The sequence below is a fragment of the Undibacterium sp. Di27W genome, from assembly GCF_049340345.1.
GTDB lineage: Bacteria > Pseudomonadota > Gammaproteobacteria > Burkholderiales > Burkholderiaceae_D > Undibacterium.
Window position 1 is genome coordinate 293,360 of record NZ_JBMPOS010000004.1, and the last position, 18,028, is coordinate 311,387.

Below are 18,028 nucleotides of genomic sequence, written 5' to 3' on the forward strand. Positions count from 1 at the left end.
AACCTCGCGCCATACTTGCGTCAAGCCAGGAGATCGGGAATCCCAAAATGGATAGCGGGCGAAGAAATAAAAAAGGCGACCAAATGGTCGCCTTTCATTTTTGCTACTTCAGATGATCAAGCCAGTTTGCCGTGGCATTGCTTGAACTTCTTGCCGCTGCCGCAAGGGCAAGGGTCATTACGACCTACCTTCAGGGCATAACTGATTTCTGGCTGATCGGTAGCAAAGCCTGGATCAGGTGCCAGCATTTCTTCCGGCGTTGCATCGGCATCAAAATCAGCGTGCTGGTAATGCACGTTCTCGATCTGTGACTGTGCCAGTCTTTCTTCTGCCGCATCAATCTCTTCACGGGATTGTATGCGCACAGTAACCACGGTCCTGACCACTTCATTCTTGATGGCTTCCAGCATCTGGCCAAACAATTCAAAAGCTTCGCGCTTGTATTCCTGCTTAGGATTTTTCTGTGCATAACCGCGTAGATGTATACCCTGACGCAGATGATCCAGCGCAGCCAGATGTTCACGCCAGTGCGTATCTATGCTTTGCAGCATGACATTGCGTTCGAAACCGGCAAAAGATTCTTTACCAACGATAGCAATCTTGGCGTCATACACTTCATTGGCGGCTTTTTGCACGCGTTCAAGAATGTCTTCGTCCGTGATATTGCTATCGTCTTTGAGCATTTGCGCCAGTGGCAAATCCAGTGCCCATTCATCACGCAAGGCAGCTTCCAGAGCCGGAATATTCCACTGCTCTTCGACTGATTCTGCCGGTACATATTCACGCACGATGTCTTCAAACATGCCATGACGCAGGGAAGAAATCAGTTCTGCCATGTCCTGTGCTTCCAGCAATTCATTACGTTGCTGGTAGATGACTTTACGCTGGTCATTGGCAACGTCATCGTATTCCAGCAATTGCTTGCGGATATCAAAGTTACGTGCCTCAACCTTGCGTTGTGCCGATTCTATGGAACGGGAAACGATACCTGCTTCGATAGGTTCGCCTTCCGGCATTTTTAGCCTGTCCATGATGGCACGGACGCGGTCACCGGCAAAAATGCGCAACAGGGTATCGTCGAGTGACAAATAGAAACGGGAAGAACCCGGATCACCCTGACGACCAGAGCGACCACGCAATTGATTATCCACGCGGCGGGATTCATGACGCTCAGTACCGACGATATGCAAACCACCGGCATTCACGACGATTTCATGCAAGGACTGCCATTCATCACGCAGTTTTTGTGATTGCGTCTGCTTGTCTGCATCAGACAAGGCAGCATTGGCTTCTATCAATTGCACTTGTTTGGCGACATTACCACCCAGCACGATATCCGTACCACGACCTGCCATATTGGTAGCAATGGTGATGGCTTTTGGACGACCAGCCTGGGCAATGATTTCCGCTTCACGGGCATGCTGTTTGGCATTCAAAACATTGTGCGGTAAATCTGCCTTGGTCAGAATGTCGGACAGGAGCTCAGAATTTTCAATCGAGGTCGTACCCACCAGCACAGGCTGGCCACGCTCATAGCAATCCTTGATGTCGATGAGCATGGCATTGTATTTTTCTTGCGCAGACTTATAGACCTGATCTTGCTTGTCCTTACGTTGGGAAGGACGGTTGGGTGGAATGACCACGGTTTCGAGGCCGTAGATTTCCTGGAATTCATAAGCTTCAGTATCTGCCGTACCTGTCATGCCTGAGAGCTTGGCATACATACGGAAATAATTCTGGAACGTGATCGATGCCAGAGTCTGGTTTTCATTCTGGATGCGCACACCTTCTTTGGCTTCAACAGCCTGGTGCAGACCGTCAGACCAGCGACGGCCTGTCATCATACGGCCAGTGAATTCATCAACGATGACGATTTCATCATTTTGCACTACATAGTGCTGATCCTTGAAATACAGGGCATGCGCGCGCAGGGCCGCATACAAATGATGGATCAGGGTGATATTGGCTGCGTCATACAGGGAAGCACCTTCTGGTAGCAAACCCATTTGCGTGAGGATACTCTCTGCCTTGTCATGACCGGCTTCTGTCAACAAGACCTGATGGGCTTTTTCATCCTTGGTGTAATCACCAGGCACTTCTATCTTGCCTTTGCCATCCGGTGTTTCTTCACCAATCTGCAGCGTCAGCAGTTTGGGTACTTCATTGATTTTGTAATACAGCTCAGTATGATTTTCAGCCTGGCCAGAAATGATCAGCGGCGTACGGGCTTCATCGATAAGAATAGAGTCAACTTCATCGACGACAGCGAAATTCAGGCTGCGCTGTACACGGTCTTTGGCTTCATAGACCATGTTATCGCGCAGATAATCGAAACCATATTCGTTATTTGTGCCGTAAGTGATGTCCGAGCCATAGGCAGCCTGCTTGGCATCGTGATCGAGTTGCGACAGGTTGATACCCGTGCTCAGACCCAGCCAGCCATACAATTGACCCATCCATTCAGCATCGCGTTGCGCCAGATAATCATTGACGGTAACAACGTGCACGCCCTTGCCTGACAAGGCATTCAGGTAAATTGGCAGGGTCGCCATCAGGGTTTTACCCTCGCCCGTACCCATTTCAGCGATTTTGCCGTAATGCAAAACCATGCCGCCTATCATCTGTACGTCAAAGTGACGCATTTTCAGGACACGTTTGCTGGCCTCACGGCAAACAGCGAAGGCTTCCGGGAGGATGGCATCAAGTGTCTCTCCGTTCGCAACACGTGCTTTGAACTCAGCAGTCTTGGCTTGCAAAGCCTCGTCCGACAAAGCTTCCAGCTTGGGTTCCAATGCGTTGATCTCACGCACAGTCTTTTGGTATTGCTTCAAAAGCCGCTGATTACGGCTGCCGAATATCTTGGTCAGGAATGACATGCTATGAACGGAAAGTTAAATTCTTAAAAAAATTGCCACAAATAATGCTTAATTTGACGGCAACATTAGGATAACCTGTGATTTTACCATGTGACACCCAATTAACCAGTACTTGCACAATTTTGCCTGTCAATAAAGCAATAACAGATAAAATCTGGCGGTTTTTTGGTCACAAGAAGGGATGCAAATGATAAACAATTCCCAGACATGGGCTTGCAGTTGGTGGCAGTATCACCAAACTCAATAGCCCGGACACAAATATGGCCGGGCCTCGGGCGTATCATTCATGTGATAAAACGGCCGTGGCCGTTTTGCATGCAGCTTTATTTCTGGTTCAAAGCAGCAAGATTGGCTTGATTAGCACCTGCCGATAAGAATTTATGGGGATTTTGTGGCACGCCTTTGACATGCACTTCAAAGTGCAAATGCGCACCTGTGGAACGGCCTGTAGAACCTATGTCGGCAATATGCTGGCCGCGCTTCACGATATCGCCCAGCTTGACGTAGATTTTGGATGAGTGGGCATAACGGGTCATGATTTCGCCACCATGATCAATTTCCACCATATTGCCAAATTGCGGATGATATTCTGCCGCCACCACCACCCCACCAGCAGCCGCGACGATGGGCGTACCGCTGGGACTGGAAAAATCGATGCCTTCATGAAAAGCACTGCGGCCAGAAAAAGGGTCCAGCCTCCAGCCAAAACCAGATGCATTATAGGCAACATTCACCGGCTGTATGGTAGGCAAAAGCTTGGATTGCACCTTGAAGCCCATAAGCTTGGTTTCCACCACGTTCATATAATCTGATCTGTGCTCTATATCCTCAGACATGGCAGCCAGTGCAGCTTGGAACTCGGCCAGGTTTAATTCCTTGGCGGGTTGGGTAGAGACCTCAGGGCCACCGCGACCAGGCATTTCCTTGAAATTGAATTCTTCCGGCTTGACGCCTGCCAGGCCCTGCACTCGTTCGCCAAGTGCATCCAGGCGTATCAGTTGTGCCTGCATTTCACCCAGCTTGGCAGCCATGGCAGCCAGGTTTTCTTTCATAAACTTGTCTTTATTACCAGTATCACCAGCACTAGCAGCAGCCACTGGCACCAGGTCACGCAAGACCGGCAAGTCGGCACTGGCCAGCTTGAGAGTCAGGGCAGCCATCAGGGCGGCACAAAAAGTGATGACAAGCAGAAATGCAAATGAAGCAAGAATGACATGACGGGAAGACAAAGTCACTGACTTGGCCTGGGTAAAGCGGGAGTGCATCAAAATGATTTGCATCAATATGCTCCTCTGAAATCGATGGATGACCTATAGCTCCTTGTGAGAGCTGGCCTGTCCTGTTTGTGGTAAGGTATTGCGCATGTCAACATTCTCACGCCCTACCTATCCGATTAACATTAAACGCGGTCGCAAAGTGCCTGGTGCCAGCGAAGCCGGTGACTTTTTACGCAGTAACGAGAGAATCTCGCAGCTGCTACCCACAGTGCAGCGCAATCTGAAGCTGCAAAAAGACTGTGGACTGATACTGCCGCCTATATTTGCCTCTTGTGAGGTCATGCAAGTAACGGAGGGGCAGTTGACGCTCTCTGCGCCGAACGCCGCACTGGCGACCAAATTGAAACAGCAATGTCCGAAACTGCAAGCATTTTTGCAAGAACGGGGATGGCAGATTAACGCAATCCGCATCAAAGTACAAGTCAGGCGTGTCGTAGAGAAACCTGTTGCCGTTAAGCAAATAGCATTTTCAGGCAAGGCCCTGCAGGCTTTTGGGCAATTGGAACATGCGCTGGAAGACACACCACAAAATGCTGATCTGCGCGCAGCACTGAGCCGTTTGATACAGCGCCACCGCTCTGGCAGCTAATCTCTCAAGACTTCAACCTGCAGCTTAAGCGAGTGCCCACTCTCTATCCACTTGCGTGGCATAAGTCGGTGGTGCCATCTCCAGATCATCGAAACTGACGATCTCATAAGAATCTGGCTGGGCCAACAAAGCGCGCAGCAACTGATTATTCAAGCCATGACCAGACTTGTGTGCAGTATAACTGGCGAGGAAGGGATGGCCGATCAAATACAAATCACCAATTGCATCCAGGATTTTGTGACGGACAAATTCATCATCAAAGCGCAGGCCATCTGAATTCAGGATACGGTATTCATCCATGACGATCGCGTTTTCCATGGAACCGCCACGTGCCAGACCTATGCCCCTGAGCATTTCCACATCCTGCATGAAACCAAAAGTGCGCGCCCTGGCGACATCCTGCACAAAGGTGGCGCTGGCAAAATCAACCTCTGCTGTTTGCACCGTACCATCGACTGCCGGGTGATTGAATTCAATAAAGAAATGCAGCTTGAAACCATTGTAAGGTTCCAGCCTGGCCCATTTCTCGGACTTGCCTGTACCTTCGCGAATTTCTACTGGTTTTAATACGCGGATAAATTTCTTGGCAGCGTTTTGCTCCTGCATGCCTGCCTGTTGCAACAAATACACAAAAGAAGAAGCAGAGCCGTCCATGATGGGGATTTCTTCTGCGCTGACATCGATATACAGATTATCGATACCCAGACCTGCGCAGGCAGACAGTAAATGCTCTACAGTTGATACCTTGCCATGTTCATTCGACAAGGTCGACGCCATGCGCGTATCACCCACGCCCAGGGCCTGGGCAGGCAAAACCACCGGCGGTGTCAGGTCAGTACGTGTGAAGATAATACCGGTGTCGACCGGTGCCGGGCGCATGACGAGTTCAACCTTGGTGCCCGAATGCAGGCCGACGCCAACGGTTTTCACGACTTGTTTGATAGTTCTTTGCTTTAACATCGCGCTATTATAGCGTTTCAGTCAATTTCCCATGCATAGACAAGGAAAATTAGCAGTTTCACATTTTAAAATGCATACAAAAACAACAATTCAAATTCGCCATGCAAAGCCAACTGATCTGGACGCGATGTGCGATCTCAGTGAGCAAATCAATGCCCAGCATCATGCAGCTGCTCCCAATATTTTTGTACAACAACCGAAGCGCGAACTGGACCGCCAATTCTGGCACAGCACTTTTGAAAACCCTGCCGGATGCGCCTTGCTGGCCTGCAATGGCGAGCAAGTCCTGGGTTTCATCACCATGAGCTGGCATGAAAATACCACTATCCCGTTTTTATACCGGCGTCGCGTCTGCCGCATAGGCACGATCGTGGTTTCTGCTACGCATCAGAAACGAGGAATAGGAAAATTATTGATGGAAGGCGCGACGAGCTGGGCGCGCGAACATGATGCAGTAGAAATCAGGCTGGAAGTATTTGACTTCAACCACAATGCCAGGGATTTTTATGCGGCTCAGGGTTATGGCGTGCAGTCACACATCATGAGCAAATCATTGGATTAAACATATTTCCGACAAAAAAACGGCGCTCAGTACACAAACTGCGCGCCGTTTTGCGGATCAGAAAACCTGATTAACCCAATTGGGCCAACAGTGTTTCTGCGTTCGACACTTCAAACTTGCCACCTTCTTCGATATTCAATTGCTTGACGACACCGTCAACAGCCAACAAGGAATAACGCTGGGAACGTGTGCCCATGCCATATTTACTAAAGTCATCACTGAGGCCCAAAGCCTTGCTGAAATCAGCATTACCATCAGCCATCATGCGGATGATGCCTGTAGATTTTTGATCGCGGCCCCATGCGCCCATGACGAATGCGTCATTGACGGAGATACACCAGATTTCATCAACGCCCTTGGCTTTCAAATCTGCTGCCAGTGCAACATAGCCAGGCACATGCTTGGCTGAGCAAGTTGGCGTGTACGCGCCAGGCAAGCCAAAAATCGCAATGGTTTTACCTTTGGTCAGGTCTGCGACTTTGAAAGTATTTGGTCCGAGTGAACATCCTTCTGATTCCACTTCAATAAATTCTGCCAGGCTGCCTTCAGGCAGGGTATCGCCAATCTTGATTGTCATTTTATGCTCCCTAGATAAGTATTCGGATATTCATTGCCTTGCTGCATGCTACCGCCTGCATAAAACGCAGGAAGTTTGAGCCATATCAACACCGACAGTGAAGGACGCAAGTATGCCTGAGCTAGAATTTTCTTGCAGAAGTTAAAAGGAAGACCTCTCAACACAGAGGCACAGAGACACAGAGAAGAGCAAGAGGAAAAACAATCGGAATAAGTGTTTGATGTCCCGCCACGCTGAACCAATGGTTTTTCAAAGTATTGTTTTCACCCAAAATAGAATCTTTGCTATACGTCTGATACCTAACCAAACACCGCATTTCTCTTGCCTTTCTCTGTGCCTCTGTGTCTCTGTGGTGAGTTTTTTGGTCCACCATTTCGATCGCCAAATAAAAAACGCCAGCCTCTTTCGAGGCTGGCGTTTTGCAGAAAACCAGATAAATCAGTCAGCCTGTTTGCGCAGGAAAGCTGGGATATCGTAAGTTTCCATGCCATTTTTTTCCAGGGCACGTACTGTTTCTGACGCAGATTCACGGCGCCATACTGCAGGTTTGCTCAAGCCATCAAAGCCTGCGGAACCTGTTACAGAACCGGTGCTGATGGTGGCAGATGTCATGACAGGGCTGGCCATCACGGTTTCATTGTGCGTACCGGTACGCAGCATCGGTGTTTGCACCAGCTGTATATTTTTCTTGCCACGACCAAGGCCAGTTGCGACTACCGTCACACGGATATCGTCACCCATGTTGTCGTCGTAAGCGATACCTTGTGCGATCGATGCATCCGGTGCAGCGAAAGCGCGTACGGTAGACATGACTTCCTTGATCTCTTTACCTTTGAGACCACGGCTGGCTGTGACATTCACCAACACACCACGGGCGCCGGACAAATCGATGCCGTCCAGCAGAGGTGATGCAACTGCCTGTTCAGCAGCGATGCGTGCGCGGTCAACGCCGGAAGCAGTTGCCGTACCCATCATGGCCTTGCCTTGTTCGCCCATGATGGTTTTCACGTCATTGAAGTCGACGTTGATATGGCCAGGCACATTGATGATCTCGGCAATACCGGCAACGGCATTGTTCAAGACATCATCTGCATGCTGCAGCCATTCGATCATGCTGTCGTCTTCATAAATCTCTTCGAGTTTTTCGTTGAGAATGATGATGAGTGAATCGACATGCTGAGACAAGGCTTCCAGACCTTCGTCGGCGATGTCCATGCATTTCTGACCTTCGTAGGAAAATGGTTTGGAAACCACCGCCACGGTCAGTGCACCCAATTCTTTGGCGACTTGCGCAACTACCGGAGCAGCACCAGTACCTGTACCACCACCCATACCGGCAGCGATAAATACCATGTGCGCGCCGCGCAATGCATCTTCTATGCGGGCACGGGAATCCTCAGCCAGCTTGCGGCCGACTTCCGGTTTCATGCCAGCGCCCAGACCAGTCTCGCCGATCTGTATCACATTATTTGCTTTAGACTGCAACAGTGCTTGCGCATCTGTGTTTGCTGCTATGAACTCAACGCCGGACACGCCTTTGTTGATCATGTGCTGAACCGCATTGCCGCCTGCGCCACCTACGCCGACAACCTTGATTACGGTGCCTTGTGTGGCGTTATCAACCATATCGAACTCCATCATGACTCCTCCAGGTAGGCAGTTATCAGTCGCTAGGCATCACCGGGATGTGACGACTAGCGACTAATAACTGTATATCGAACTATTATAAAATGACTACACTAAATTAGATACAAAATACAAGCTAAAAATTCCCTAAAAACCACTCTTTCATGCGTTGCCAGACCGCTTTGGCTGAACCTTCTTGCCGAGTGACCAGATGACCGCGCAAATACTGCTTCTTCGCTTCCAACAACAACCCCAAAACTGTGGCATAACGCAGGCTGCGCACAACATCTGCCAGCTGCCCGCTGTAAGCCGGCATGCCTAATCTGGTCGGCTTTAAAAAGATGTCTTCTGCCATCTCGACCATGCCCGGCATGGCAGCAGAACCGCCTGTCAAAACGATGCCAGATGAGAGCACATCTTCATAACCGGATTCGCGCACCACCTGGTGCACAAGGGCAAACAATTCTTCTACACGCGGCTCTATCACTGCCGCCAAAGCCTGGCGCGATAAAGAACGCGGGCCACGGTCACCCAGGCCAGGCACTTCCAGCGTGTCGGAAGGGTCAGCCAATACCTGCTTGGCGACACCAAAACGTACCTTGATTTCTTCTGCTTCCGAGGTCGGCGTGCGCAAGGCCATGGCGATGTCATTGGTGATCTGGTCACCGGCTATCGGTATCACGGCAGTATGGCGTATTGCACCTTCGCTAAATACCGCCACGTCTGTCGTGCCGCCACCGATATCAATGAGCACCACGCCCAGCTCTTTTTCATCCTTGGTCAGCACTGCTTCTGCCGAGGCCATCGGTTGCAAAATGAGGTCAGATACTTCCAGGCCACAACGGCGCACACACTTGACGATGTTCTGCACAGCAGACACTGCACCGGTGACGATATGTACTTTGACTTCCAGGCGTATGCCGCTCATGCCTATAGGCTCGCGCACGTCGTCCTGGCTATCGACGATAAATTCTTGCGGCAAGGTATGCAGCAATTGCTGGTCAGTCGGGATATTGACGGCCTTGGCAGTTTCTATCACGCGCGAAACGTCAGCTGCGGTGACTTCTTTATCCTTGATCGCCACCATGCCGCTGGAATTAAAGCTGCGGATATGGCTGCCAGCGATACCGGTATACACATTGCGTATCTTGCAGTCAGCCATCAACTCGGCTTCTTCCAAAGCGCGTTGTATGGATTCGACGGTCGCCTCGATATTCACGACGACACCTTTTTTCAGGCCCTTGGATTCATGCTGCCCCAGGCCGATGACTTCATGTCTGCCATCAGGCATGACTTCTGCCACGACCGCCACAATTTTTGAGGTGCCGATATCGAGACCAACGATCAGATTTTTAGCGTCTTTTGTCATGTCTTTCCACTTGCTTTTGTTTGCTTTTTTGATCCGATGTTACTGTGACTCGATTTGAGCGCCAGGCCATTCGGATAACGCATGTCCACACTTTCAATACTGTCTTGCAAACTGGCCAGCAGTTGCGGGTAAACCGTCATCAGTTTTTCCACCCTGCCCTTGAGCGTTGTTGCATCCTGCACCCTGCCCAATTGCACTTCCATGCCATTATTCAACTTCAGACTCCATGCATAGCGGCTGGAATAATTCACCGAATCCGGTGCCAGGTTAATCCTGGCAAACCAGTTTTTAAATTCCAGATACTGCGCCAATACTTCTTTTTCACTACCTTCTGGTCCGCTCAGGGCTACCAGGTCTGCATCATCTTCAGCCTCTGCCAGGTTGGCGGTAAACACATCGCCCTTGGCAGAAATTAATTGTCCGTCTTCACCCCAGGTTCCCAGGGCCACATGTTCTTCCAGGGTGACGATGAGCTTATTGGGCCATTCTCTTTGCACACTGGCCTTGCGCACCCAGGGTACAGTCTCAAACGCGGCCCGTACACTATCCAGATTTGCGGTAAAAAAATTACCCCTGATCTTGGGTAATGCCGTGTTCCTGATTGTCAACGGGTTGACATGCTGCAAGCCTGCAGCATTTGTTGCATTGCTGGCTTCGACCCGTATTACTTTCAGGGTAAACAACGGCCTTTGTATTACCCACCACACCCCGGACAACACCAGAATGAACAACACCAGCCCAAACAGGGCATTCGCGGTATTGTTCATCAGCTTGCTGTCATGCCACATTTTTTACTCTTACTCGTTTACTTTTTTTGTTCAGATTTAATTTTCAAACTTGCCGTCTTCAAAATTTCTACACATAAATCTTCATAACTAATACCGACTGCCTTGGCTGCCATAGGCACCAGAGAATGTCCGGTCATGCCTGGCGAAGTATTAATTTCAATTAAAAACGGTTTGTTATCCGACTTGCGCAACAAGACATCGACCCTGGCCCAGCCTTCGCAATCGAGTGCACGATAGGCATCAACGGCCATTTTGCGTATGCTGTCAGTCAAATCCTGTTCCAGTACTGCCGGGCAAATGTATTGCGTGTCGTCAGTAAAATACTTGTTCTGGTAATCATAATTACCATCGGGTGCGACGATTTCGATAATCGGCAAGGCATAGGCCTGCTCACCTTTGCCCAGAATCGCCACTGTCAGTTCACGGCCTTCAACAAATTCTTCTGCCAGCACGACCTCATCAAACTGGGCCGCCAGGGCATAGGCTTCCTGCATGTCTGAATAACCGACGACCTTGGTAATGCCTATTGTAGAACCCTCATGTGGCGGCTTGATGATAAGCGGTAAACCCAGCGTATCCGGTACTCGGCGCAATTCAGTCTGCCCTGTCAGTACCGCATAAGCTGGTGTGCTCAGGCCATAGGTTTGCCAGATGCGTTTGGTAAAAATCTTGTCCATGGCAATCGCCGATGCCATCACGCCGCTGCCTGTGTAAGGAATATTCAATTGCTCCAGCACGCCTTGCAGGCTGCCGTCTTCACCATAACGACCATGCAGAGCGATGAAGACGCGATCAAATTTTTCTGCTGCCAGTTCGGCGATGCTGCGTTCTGCCGTGTCAAAGCCATGGGCATCGATGCCTTTGCTTTTCAAGGCTTGCAGTACGCCAGTACCGGACATCAGGGAAACTTCACGTTCAGCCGAACGCCCGCCAAACAGCACGCCTACTTTGCCCAGAGATTTCAAATTCAATTCGCTCATGATGATCTGATCACTTGTTTTCTACATTTACACTGACTGTGCCAGTTTTGCTGGCACAGCATTGATGGAACCTGCGCCCATGACGATGACGACATCGCCGTCTTTCAATATCCGCACTATGCTGTCCGGCATTTCCAAAATATCTTCTACAAATACCGGTTCTACCTTGCCCATGACGCGCAAGGCGCGGGACAGAGAACGGCCATCTGCCGCCAGTATCGGCGCCTCACCTGCAGCATAGACTTCTGCCAGTACTACCGCATCCGCATCCGAAATCACGCGCACGAAATCTTCAAACAGGTCGCGGGTGCGGGTATAGCGGTGCGGCTGGAAAGCCAGCACCAGCCTGCGACCTGGATAAGCACCACGTGCTGCTGCCAGAGTCGCCGCCATTTCCACAGGGTGATGACCATAGTCATCCACCAGGGCAAACGTGCCGCCATTTGCCAGGGCAATTTCGCCATAACGGGTAAAGCGACGGCCTACGCCATTGAATTCACTCAGCGCTTTTTGGGTTGCCTCATCGCTGACACCGACTTCACGCGCAATCGCAATCGCGGCGCAGGCGTTTTGTACATTGTGCATGCCAGGCTGGTTCAGGCTAACCTGCATATTCTCATAGCCATCTTGCACGACTGTGAAATGCATCTTGCCATTGGCGGCTGTGGCATCGACTGCCCGTACATCAGCATCTGCATGGAAACCATAGGTGACGATGGGCTTGGAGACGAAAGGCATGATTTCACGCACATTCGCATCATCCAGGCACAAGACTGCCACACCATAGAATGGCAGGCGCTGGGTAAATTCTATGAAAGCCTGTTTCAGGCGGGCGAAGTCATGGCCATAGGTTTCCATATGGTCGGCATCGATATTGGTAATGACTTCAATCACTGGCAAGAGATTGAGGAAGGAAGCATCTGATTCATCCGCTTCTGCCACGATGAAATCGCCACTACCCAGTTTGGCATTGGCACCGGCACTATTGAGCAAACCACCGATGACGAAAGTCGGGTCCAGGCCGCCTTGCGCCAATACACTGGCAACCAGACTGGTGGTCGTCGTTTTACCATGGGTACCGGCAATCGCGATACCGCTTTTCAGGCGCATGAGTTCTGCCAGCATCATGGCACGTGGCACGATGGGGATGTGTTTGGCACGGGCGGCGATGACTTCCGGGTTATCACCCTTGACTGCGGTCGACGTCACGACGGCATCCGCACCAGCGATATTATCAGCCGCATGGCCCTGCATGACATTGGCACCCAGTTGCGCCAGACGTTTTGAAGCGGCATTGCTGCCGAGATCAGAACCTGAAATGGTGTAACCAAGGTTCAACAAGACTTCGGCGATACCACTCATGCCCGAGCCGCCTATGCCTACAAAATGGATGTGTTTGACTTTGTGTTTCATGCTAATGCTTCCAGAATATGGGCGATGTTGGCACTGGCTTCGCGCTGCCCCAGGGCGTAGGCTGTTTCAGCCATCGCCAGACATTGTGCTCTGTCCAGTGCTTTTAATTTCTCTGCCAGCGATGCTGGACTTAATTCAATTTGTGGCATATGGACGGCAGCTTTTTGCCCTGCCATCCAGATGGCGTTTTCTTTTTGGTGTGAAGTACTCGATGCCATGAAAGGTACGAGTATGCTGGCCACACCAGCCGCAGTCAGTTCAGACACTGTAATCGCACCAGCACGACAAATCACCAGATCAGCTTCGGCATAGCGGCGCGGCATGTCGTCAATAAAATCCAGCACCTCGGCCTGTACACCTGCCTGCACATAACTCTGGCGCAGGGCTTCTATATGTTGCTTGCCAGACTGATGCGTAATGACAGGACGCTGGGCTTCTGGCAACAATGCCACCGCTTGCGGTACTACCTCATTCAATACTTTAGCTCCCAGGCTGCCGCCGACCACCAGTATGCGCAAAGGGCCGGTGCGCGCTGCATAGCGTGTCGCTGGCGCGGGTAATTCGCAAATTTCTTTGCGTATGGGGTTGCCGATTACTTCTGTTTTTTTATCGGCAGTCACCGTCGCCGATGGCAGGCCAAACAATAATTTACTGGCGAAAGGGCGCAAAGCCTTGTTCGACAACAACAAGGCAGCATCAGCATTCATCAGCACGACTGGCTTGCCGCGCAAGGCAGCCATGATGCCGCCAGGCACGGTCACATAACCGCCCATGCCCAGTACCACGTCTGGCTGACGGCGACCAATAATGCTGAAGCAACTAAAAAAACTCTTGACCAGTTTGAAAGCACCACTGACCGTATGCGACAAACCCTTGCCACGCAAGCCAGAGAAATCAATATTGTCCATGGCGATATTGTGCTTGGGAACGATCTGCCCTTCCATGCCTGTCTGCGTACCCAGCCAGCTGACTTGCCAGCCGCGTTCGCGCATGATGTCGGCTATCGCCAGGCCAGGGAAGATATGTCCGCCCGTACCCGCTGCCATGATCAGCAATTTCTTGGGCATTTTTTTTATCGTTTGGCTCATGCGCGGCCTCCACGCATCAATACGCGGTTTTCATAATCGACACGCAACAAAATCGCCAAACCCACACAATTAATCATGACGCCAGAACCACCATAACTCATCAAAGGCAGGGTCAAACCCTTGGTAGGCAATAAGCCCAGGTTAACCCCCATATTAATAAACGCCTGCACACCTATCCAGATACCTATACCCTTGGCCAGTAAACCGGCAAAGGTTTGATCCAGGGCTATTGCTTGCCTGCCAATTTCAAAAGCGCGTTTCAGCAACCAGTAAAATAAAAGCACCACCGCCATGACACCAACGAAGCCCAGCTCTTCTCCGATGACAGCCAGCAAAAAATCTGTGTGTGCTTCTGGCAAATAATGCAGTTTTTGTACGCTGGCACCCAGGCCCACACCAAATAATTCACCCCTGCCAAAAGCAATCAAGGAGTGAGTGAGCTGGTAAGCCTTGCCTAAAGCATGGTCTTCTTCAAACGGGCTGAGGTAGGCAAAAATGCGCTCACGCCTCCACGGTGACAGCAAAATCACCGAAGTAAAAATTCCCACCAGGGTGGCCGCGATACCGCCAAACCAGACGCCGTTAATGCCACCCAAAAACAAAATACCCATGGCGATACAAACGATGACACCGAAAGCGCCCAGGTCAGGTTCCAGCAAGAGCAGCAAACCCACCACAGCCACTGCCGCCAGCATGGGCACGAAACCCTTGGTCAGTTTGTGCATGTATTCCTGTTTGCGCACGGTATAGTCAGCGGCATACAAGACCATGAACAATTTCATCAATTCTGATGGCTGCAAATTCAAGACCTTGAAAGACAACCAGCGTTTGGCGCCATTGACGCCTTTGCCCAGACCAGGGATCAACACGGCTGCCAGCAAGACCAGGGTCGCAACAAATAGATACGGCGCATATTTCTGCCAAACGGCAAGAGGTATGCGAAACACCAGCGCACCAGCAATCAGGGAGATCACCACAAACATGGCCTGACGCACCAGGAAATGCGAATTCTTGTAATTGGCATACTTGGGTGAATCCGGCAAAGAGATGGAAGCCGAATACACCATGACCATGCCAAACAACATCAGAATAATCGTCACCCACACCAAAGGCTGGTCATAGTCCATCATCTTGGACCGGCTGACCAGATTGGTATCCACCGGGGGGGCACCAAACGGTGACCACCTTTGCAGTGGAAGCAGGATTTGACGCATCAGCAAACCTCCCCGCGTGTCAGTGCGATTTCACGCACGGCATCGACAAACACTTCAGCGCGATGGGCATAATTGCGGAACATGTCGAGGCTGGCGCAAGCTGGTGAGAGCAAAACAATATCGCCATCTGCCGCCATTTCAGCAGCAGCCTGTACGGCCATTTCCAGCGTTGCGACATCGTGCAAGGGCACACTGGCTATTGCCAACGCCTGTTGCAATTCTTCTCTGGCTTTGCCTATCAGGATGACTGCCTTGGTATAACGCTCTACAGGATCAGCCAGGGGAGAAAAATCCTGACCTTTGCCTTCACCGCCAGCAATCAAAATAATCCGTTTGTGCAGGGCATCAGACTGTTGACCCAATCCCTTCAAAGCAGCGACTGTGGCACCGACATTGGTGCCCTTGCTGTCGTCGATATAATCAACACCAGCGATATTAGCTACCTGCTCTACCCTGTGCGGTTCGCCTTTGTAATCACGCAAGCCATGCAGCAAAGGTGCGAATGACAAACCTATGCCACGGCACAAAGCCAGGGCAGCCAGGGCATTTGCGGCATTATGCTGGCCACGGATCTGCAGGGCATCGGTAGGCATCAGACGGCTGATGATGACCGGCATTTCCTCTACTTCTTTTTTCTTGCGGCGGCTATTGGTGACAACTGGTGCATCTTCTGCCGGATTTGCCACGACCAGCCAACCCATGCCATGTTCGTTCAGCAAACCCAGATCAGCCAGATGTTTGGGTGCATCGACACCAAAGCTGACAGCATTGCCAAGCGGCTTTGCCATGGACATGACGAGCGCATCATCACGGTTCAGGACTTGCAAGGTCTGTTCGCCAAAAATCTTTGCCTTGTCAGCGCAGTAAGCTTGCAGGCTACCATGCCAGTCGAGATGATCCTGGGTGATATTCAATACCGTTGCCACATCGGCCTGAAGGCTATGCGTGGTATGCAACTGAAAGCTCGATAACTCCAGTACCCAGACTTGCGGCAGGCTATCTTGCTCCAGGCACTCACGCAAAACATCAAGCACAGCCGGACTGATATTGCCTGCAACCTTGACCGTCAAACCTGCACGCTCTATCAGCAAACCAACCAGGCTGGTGACGGTGGTTTTGCCGTTCGTGCCAGTGATGGCGATGACTTTGGGCTGGTATTCGCGCTCGGTTTTCAATGCCTGCAGTGCCTGTGCAAACAACTCTATCTCGCCCCAGACCGGGATATTTTTTTCAGCAGCTACTGGTAACAGTTCCTGCAATTCACGCAGAGGTGACAAACCTGGGCTGACTGCCATCAACTCGACATCGTCCAGCAAAGCTGGGGTGAAAGCACCGCCAATAAATTCCACCTGATCTGACAAAGCCTGCAATTGCGGCAATCTGTCCGGTGCTTCACGAGTATCGGCAACACGCAGGCGTGCACCGGCGCGCAGCAGCCATTGCGCCATCGCCAGCCCGGTTTCACCCAGGCCGAAAACCAGTACATGTTTACCTGAAAAATCCATAAACTTTATATCTATCTTTTTAACGTAACTTATTTAACGCAACTTCAGTGAAGACAAACCTATCAGCACCAGCAACATGGTAATGATCCAGAAACGCACGACAACCTGGGTTTCTTTCCAGCCTTTTTTCTCGAAGTGATGATGCAAAGGTGCCATCAATAACAGGCGACGACCTTCGCCATATTTTCTCTTGGTGTACTTGAAGTAACTGACTTGCAGCATGACAGACACAGTCTCTGCCACAAAAATCCCACCCATGATGAACAGCACAATCTCTTGCCTGACGATGACAGCCACCGTACCCAGCGCACCACCCAGTGCCAGCGCACCGACGTCGCCCATAAAGACTTGCGCAGGATGAGCATTGAACCAGAGAAAAGCCAGGCCAGCACCCGCCATCGCACCACAGAAAATCAACAACTCACCAGCGCCAGGTATATGCGGTATCAACAGATATTTGGCATAACCGACGTTACCCGTCAGGTAAGCGAACAGGCCAAGAGCAGAACCGACCATGATGGTAGGCATGATGGCCAGGCCATCCAGACCATCAGTAAAATTCACCGCATTGCTGGTACCAACGATGACGCAGTAGGTTAACGCAATAAAACCCCAGACACCGAGGGGATAGCTGACGGTTTTAAAGAAAGGCACGATTAAATCTGCCTTGGGTGGCAAATCCAGATTGAAACCAGACTGTACCCAGGCAATAAATAATTCCAGCACTTTTGAATTGCTGGGCGCAGAGACTGAAAATGCCAGGTAAAAAGCAGCGATCAGACCGATCAGGGATTGCCAGAAATATTTCTCCCTGGAACGCATGCCTTCAGGATCTTTATAAACCACCTTGCGATAATCATCGACCCAGCCCACTGCACCAAAGCCCAGGGTGACTATCATCACGACCCAGATGAAACGATTACTCAGATCACCCCACAACAAAGTGGAAATGCCTATAGATATCAAGACCAGCACGCCACCCATGGTCGGTGTGCCGGATTTAACCAGATGTGTTTCCATACCATAGCTGCGCACAGCCTGTCCAACTTTCAGGCGTGTCAACATGCGGATCACCGCTGGGCCAGCAAAAATACCGATGGAGATGGCCGTCATCGTGGCAAACACTGCGCGGAAGGTAATAAACCCAAAGACGCGCAGCCAGCCTATATCCTGCTTTAACAATTCAGCCAACCAGAGCAACATA

General features: G+C 50.8%; 15 protein-coding genes. 2 read left to right on the forward strand and 13 right to left on the reverse strand.

From position 1 onward, the window contains the following. Positions 1–116 precede the first annotated feature (116 nt). Positions 117–2,876, reverse strand: a complete 2,760-nt coding sequence (secA, locus tag ACO0LF_RS10955; RefSeq protein WP_423014122.1) for a preprotein translocase subunit SecA — start codon at positions 2,874–2,876, stop codon at positions 117–119. A 323-nt stretch (positions 2,877–3,199) separates the two neighbouring features. Next, positions 3,200–4,156 carry a M23 family metallopeptidase gene (locus tag ACO0LF_RS10960; RefSeq protein WP_423014123.1) on the reverse strand — a complete coding sequence of 319 codons (957 nt, stop codon included), beginning with the start codon at positions 4,154–4,156 and terminating at the stop codon, positions 3,200–3,202. An 82-nt stretch (positions 4,157–4,238) separates the two neighbouring features. Between ACO0LF_RS10960 and ACO0LF_RS10965 the strand changes: the two genes are divergently transcribed. Further along, the gene (locus tag ACO0LF_RS10965; protein WP_423014124.1) at positions 4,239–4,742 is read left to right on the forward strand and encodes a DciA family protein; all 504 of its coding nucleotides are present in this window, start codon (positions 4,239–4,241) and stop codon (positions 4,740–4,742) included. A gap of 24 nt (positions 4,743–4,766) precedes the next feature. Here ACO0LF_RS10965 and lpxC read toward each other — a convergent pair whose 3' ends face one another. Further along, a complete protein-coding gene (gene lpxC, locus ACO0LF_RS10970; protein WP_423014125.1) occupies positions 4,767–5,702 on the reverse strand; it encodes a UDP-3-O-acyl-N-acetylglucosamine deacetylase in 936 nt (311 codons plus the stop codon). A 127-nt stretch (positions 5,703–5,829) separates the two neighbouring features. Between lpxC and ACO0LF_RS10975 the strand changes: the two genes are divergently transcribed. Next, on the forward strand, positions 5,830–6,264 hold the full coding sequence (locus tag ACO0LF_RS10975) for a GNAT family N-acetyltransferase (RefSeq protein ID WP_423014126.1): 435 nt from the start codon (positions 5,830–5,832) through the stop codon (positions 6,262–6,264). Positions 6,265–6,334: 70 nt separating this feature from the next. Here the strand turns inward: ACO0LF_RS10975 and ACO0LF_RS10980 are convergent, their stop codons facing one another. The 10 genes from ACO0LF_RS10980 to mraY all read right to left on the reverse strand — a co-directional run bounded on the left by ACO0LF_RS10980 (position 6,335) and on the right by mraY (position 18,027). Further along, entirely contained in the window at positions 6,335–6,841 is a 507-nt protein-coding gene (locus ACO0LF_RS10980; RefSeq protein WP_423014127.1) for a peroxiredoxin, read from the reverse strand. A 438-nt stretch (positions 6,842–7,279) separates the two neighbouring features. After that, complete coding sequence (gene ftsZ, locus ACO0LF_RS10985; protein WP_422949570.1) at positions 7,280–8,479, reverse strand: cell division protein FtsZ; 1,200 nt, start codon at positions 8,477–8,479, stop codon at positions 7,280–7,282. A 124-nt stretch (positions 8,480–8,603) separates the two neighbouring features. After that, positions 8,604–9,836: a cell division protein FtsA gene (gene ftsA / locus ACO0LF_RS10990; protein ID WP_110255262.1), complete on the reverse strand. Its 1,233-nt coding sequence runs from the start codon at positions 9,834–9,836 to the stop codon at positions 8,604–8,606. Further along, on the reverse strand, positions 9,833–10,624 hold the full coding sequence (locus ACO0LF_RS10995; RefSeq protein WP_423014128.1) for a cell division protein FtsQ/DivIB: 792 nt from the start codon (positions 10,622–10,624) through the stop codon (positions 9,833–9,835). The genes ftsA and ACO0LF_RS10995 overlap by 4 nt, the downstream gene beginning before the upstream one ends. Positions 10,625–10,641: 17 nt before the next feature. Next, positions 10,642–11,604 (reverse strand): D-alanine--D-alanine ligase, encoded by a 963-nt coding sequence (locus ACO0LF_RS11000; protein ID WP_423014129.1) that lies wholly within the window; start codon positions 11,602–11,604, stop codon positions 10,642–10,644. Positions 11,605–11,631: 27 nt separating this feature from the next. After that, the gene (murC, locus tag ACO0LF_RS11005) at positions 11,632–13,017 is read right to left on the reverse strand and encodes a UDP-N-acetylmuramate--L-alanine ligase (protein WP_423014130.1); all 1,386 of its coding nucleotides are present in this window, start codon (positions 13,015–13,017) and stop codon (positions 11,632–11,634) included. Beyond that, positions 13,014–14,105 carry an undecaprenyldiphospho-muramoylpentapeptide beta-N-acetylglucosaminyltransferase gene (gene murG, locus ACO0LF_RS11010; RefSeq protein WP_423014131.1) on the reverse strand — a complete coding sequence of 364 codons (1,092 nt, stop codon included), beginning with the start codon at positions 14,103–14,105 and terminating at the stop codon, positions 13,014–13,016. The genes murC and murG overlap by 4 nt, the downstream gene beginning before the upstream one ends. Then, positions 14,102–15,319, reverse strand: coding sequence for a putative lipid II flippase FtsW (ftsW, locus tag ACO0LF_RS11015; protein ID WP_423014132.1), 1,218 nt, complete (start codon positions 15,317–15,319; stop codon positions 14,102–14,104). The genes murG and ftsW overlap by 4 nt, the downstream gene beginning before the upstream one ends. Beyond that, positions 15,319–16,824 carry a UDP-N-acetylmuramoyl-L-alanine--D-glutamate ligase gene (gene murD / locus ACO0LF_RS11020; RefSeq protein ID WP_423014133.1) on the reverse strand — a complete coding sequence of 502 codons (1,506 nt, stop codon included), beginning with the start codon at positions 16,822–16,824 and terminating at the stop codon, positions 15,319–15,321. The genes ftsW and murD overlap by 1 nt, the downstream gene beginning before the upstream one ends. Positions 16,825–16,857: 33 nt before the next feature. Further along, entirely contained in the window at positions 16,858–18,027 is a 1,170-nt protein-coding gene (mraY, locus tag ACO0LF_RS11025) for a phospho-N-acetylmuramoyl-pentapeptide-transferase (protein ID WP_423014134.1), read from the reverse strand. Position 18,028: the final 1 nt, after the last annotated feature.

What these genes read in the sequence shown, in the direction of transcription:
- secA (WP_423014122.1), bottom strand. Translation starts at nt 2,876, where the DNA reads ATGTCATTCCTGACCAAGATATTCGGCAGCCGTAATCAGCGGCTTTTG.
- ACO0LF_RS10960 (WP_423014123.1), bottom strand. Translation starts at nt 4,156, where the DNA reads ATGCAAATCATTTTGATGCACTCCCGCTTTACCCAGGCCAAGTCAGTG.
- ACO0LF_RS10965 (WP_423014124.1), top strand. Translation starts at nt 4,239, where the DNA reads ATGTCAACATTCTCACGCCCTACCTATCCGATTAACATTAAACGCGGT.
- lpxC (WP_423014125.1), bottom strand. Translation starts at nt 5,702, where the DNA reads ATGTTAAAGCAAAGAACTATCAAACAAGTCGTGAAAACCGTTGGCGTC.
- ACO0LF_RS10975 (WP_423014126.1), top strand. Translation starts at nt 5,830, where the DNA reads ATGTGCGATCTCAGTGAGCAAATCAATGCCCAGCATCATGCAGCTGCT.
- ACO0LF_RS10980 (WP_423014127.1), bottom strand. Translation starts at nt 6,841, where the DNA reads ATGACAATCAAGATTGGCGATACCCTGCCTGAAGGCAGCCTGGCAGAA.
- ftsZ (WP_422949570.1), bottom strand. Translation starts at nt 8,479, where the DNA reads ATGGAGTTCGATATGGTTGATAACGCCACACAAGGCACCGTAATCAAG.
- ftsA (WP_110255262.1), bottom strand. Translation starts at nt 9,836, where the DNA reads ATGACAAAAGACGCTAAAAATCTGATCGTTGGTCTCGATATCGGCACC.
- ACO0LF_RS10995 (WP_423014128.1), bottom strand. Translation starts at nt 10,624, where the DNA reads ATGTGGCATGACAGCAAGCTGATGAACAATACCGCGAATGCCCTGTTT.
- ACO0LF_RS11000 (WP_423014129.1), bottom strand. Translation starts at nt 11,604, where the DNA reads ATGAGCGAATTGAATTTGAAATCTCTGGGCAAAGTAGGCGTGCTGTTT.
- murC (WP_423014130.1), bottom strand. Translation starts at nt 13,017, where the DNA reads ATGAAACACAAAGTCAAACACATCCATTTTGTAGGCATAGGCGGCTCG.
- murG (WP_423014131.1), bottom strand. Translation starts at nt 14,105, where the DNA reads ATGAGCCAAACGATAAAAAAAATGCCCAAGAAATTGCTGATCATGGCA.
- ftsW (WP_423014132.1), bottom strand. Translation starts at nt 15,319, where the DNA reads ATGCGTCAAATCCTGCTTCCACTGCAAAGGTGGTCACCGTTTGGTGCC.
- murD (WP_423014133.1), bottom strand. Translation starts at nt 16,824, where the DNA reads ATGGATTTTTCAGGTAAACATGTACTGGTTTTCGGCCTGGGTGAAACC.
- mraY (WP_423014134.1), bottom strand. Translation starts at nt 18,027, where the DNA reads ATGTTGCTCTGGTTGGCTGAATTGTTAAAGCAGGATATAGGCTGGCTG.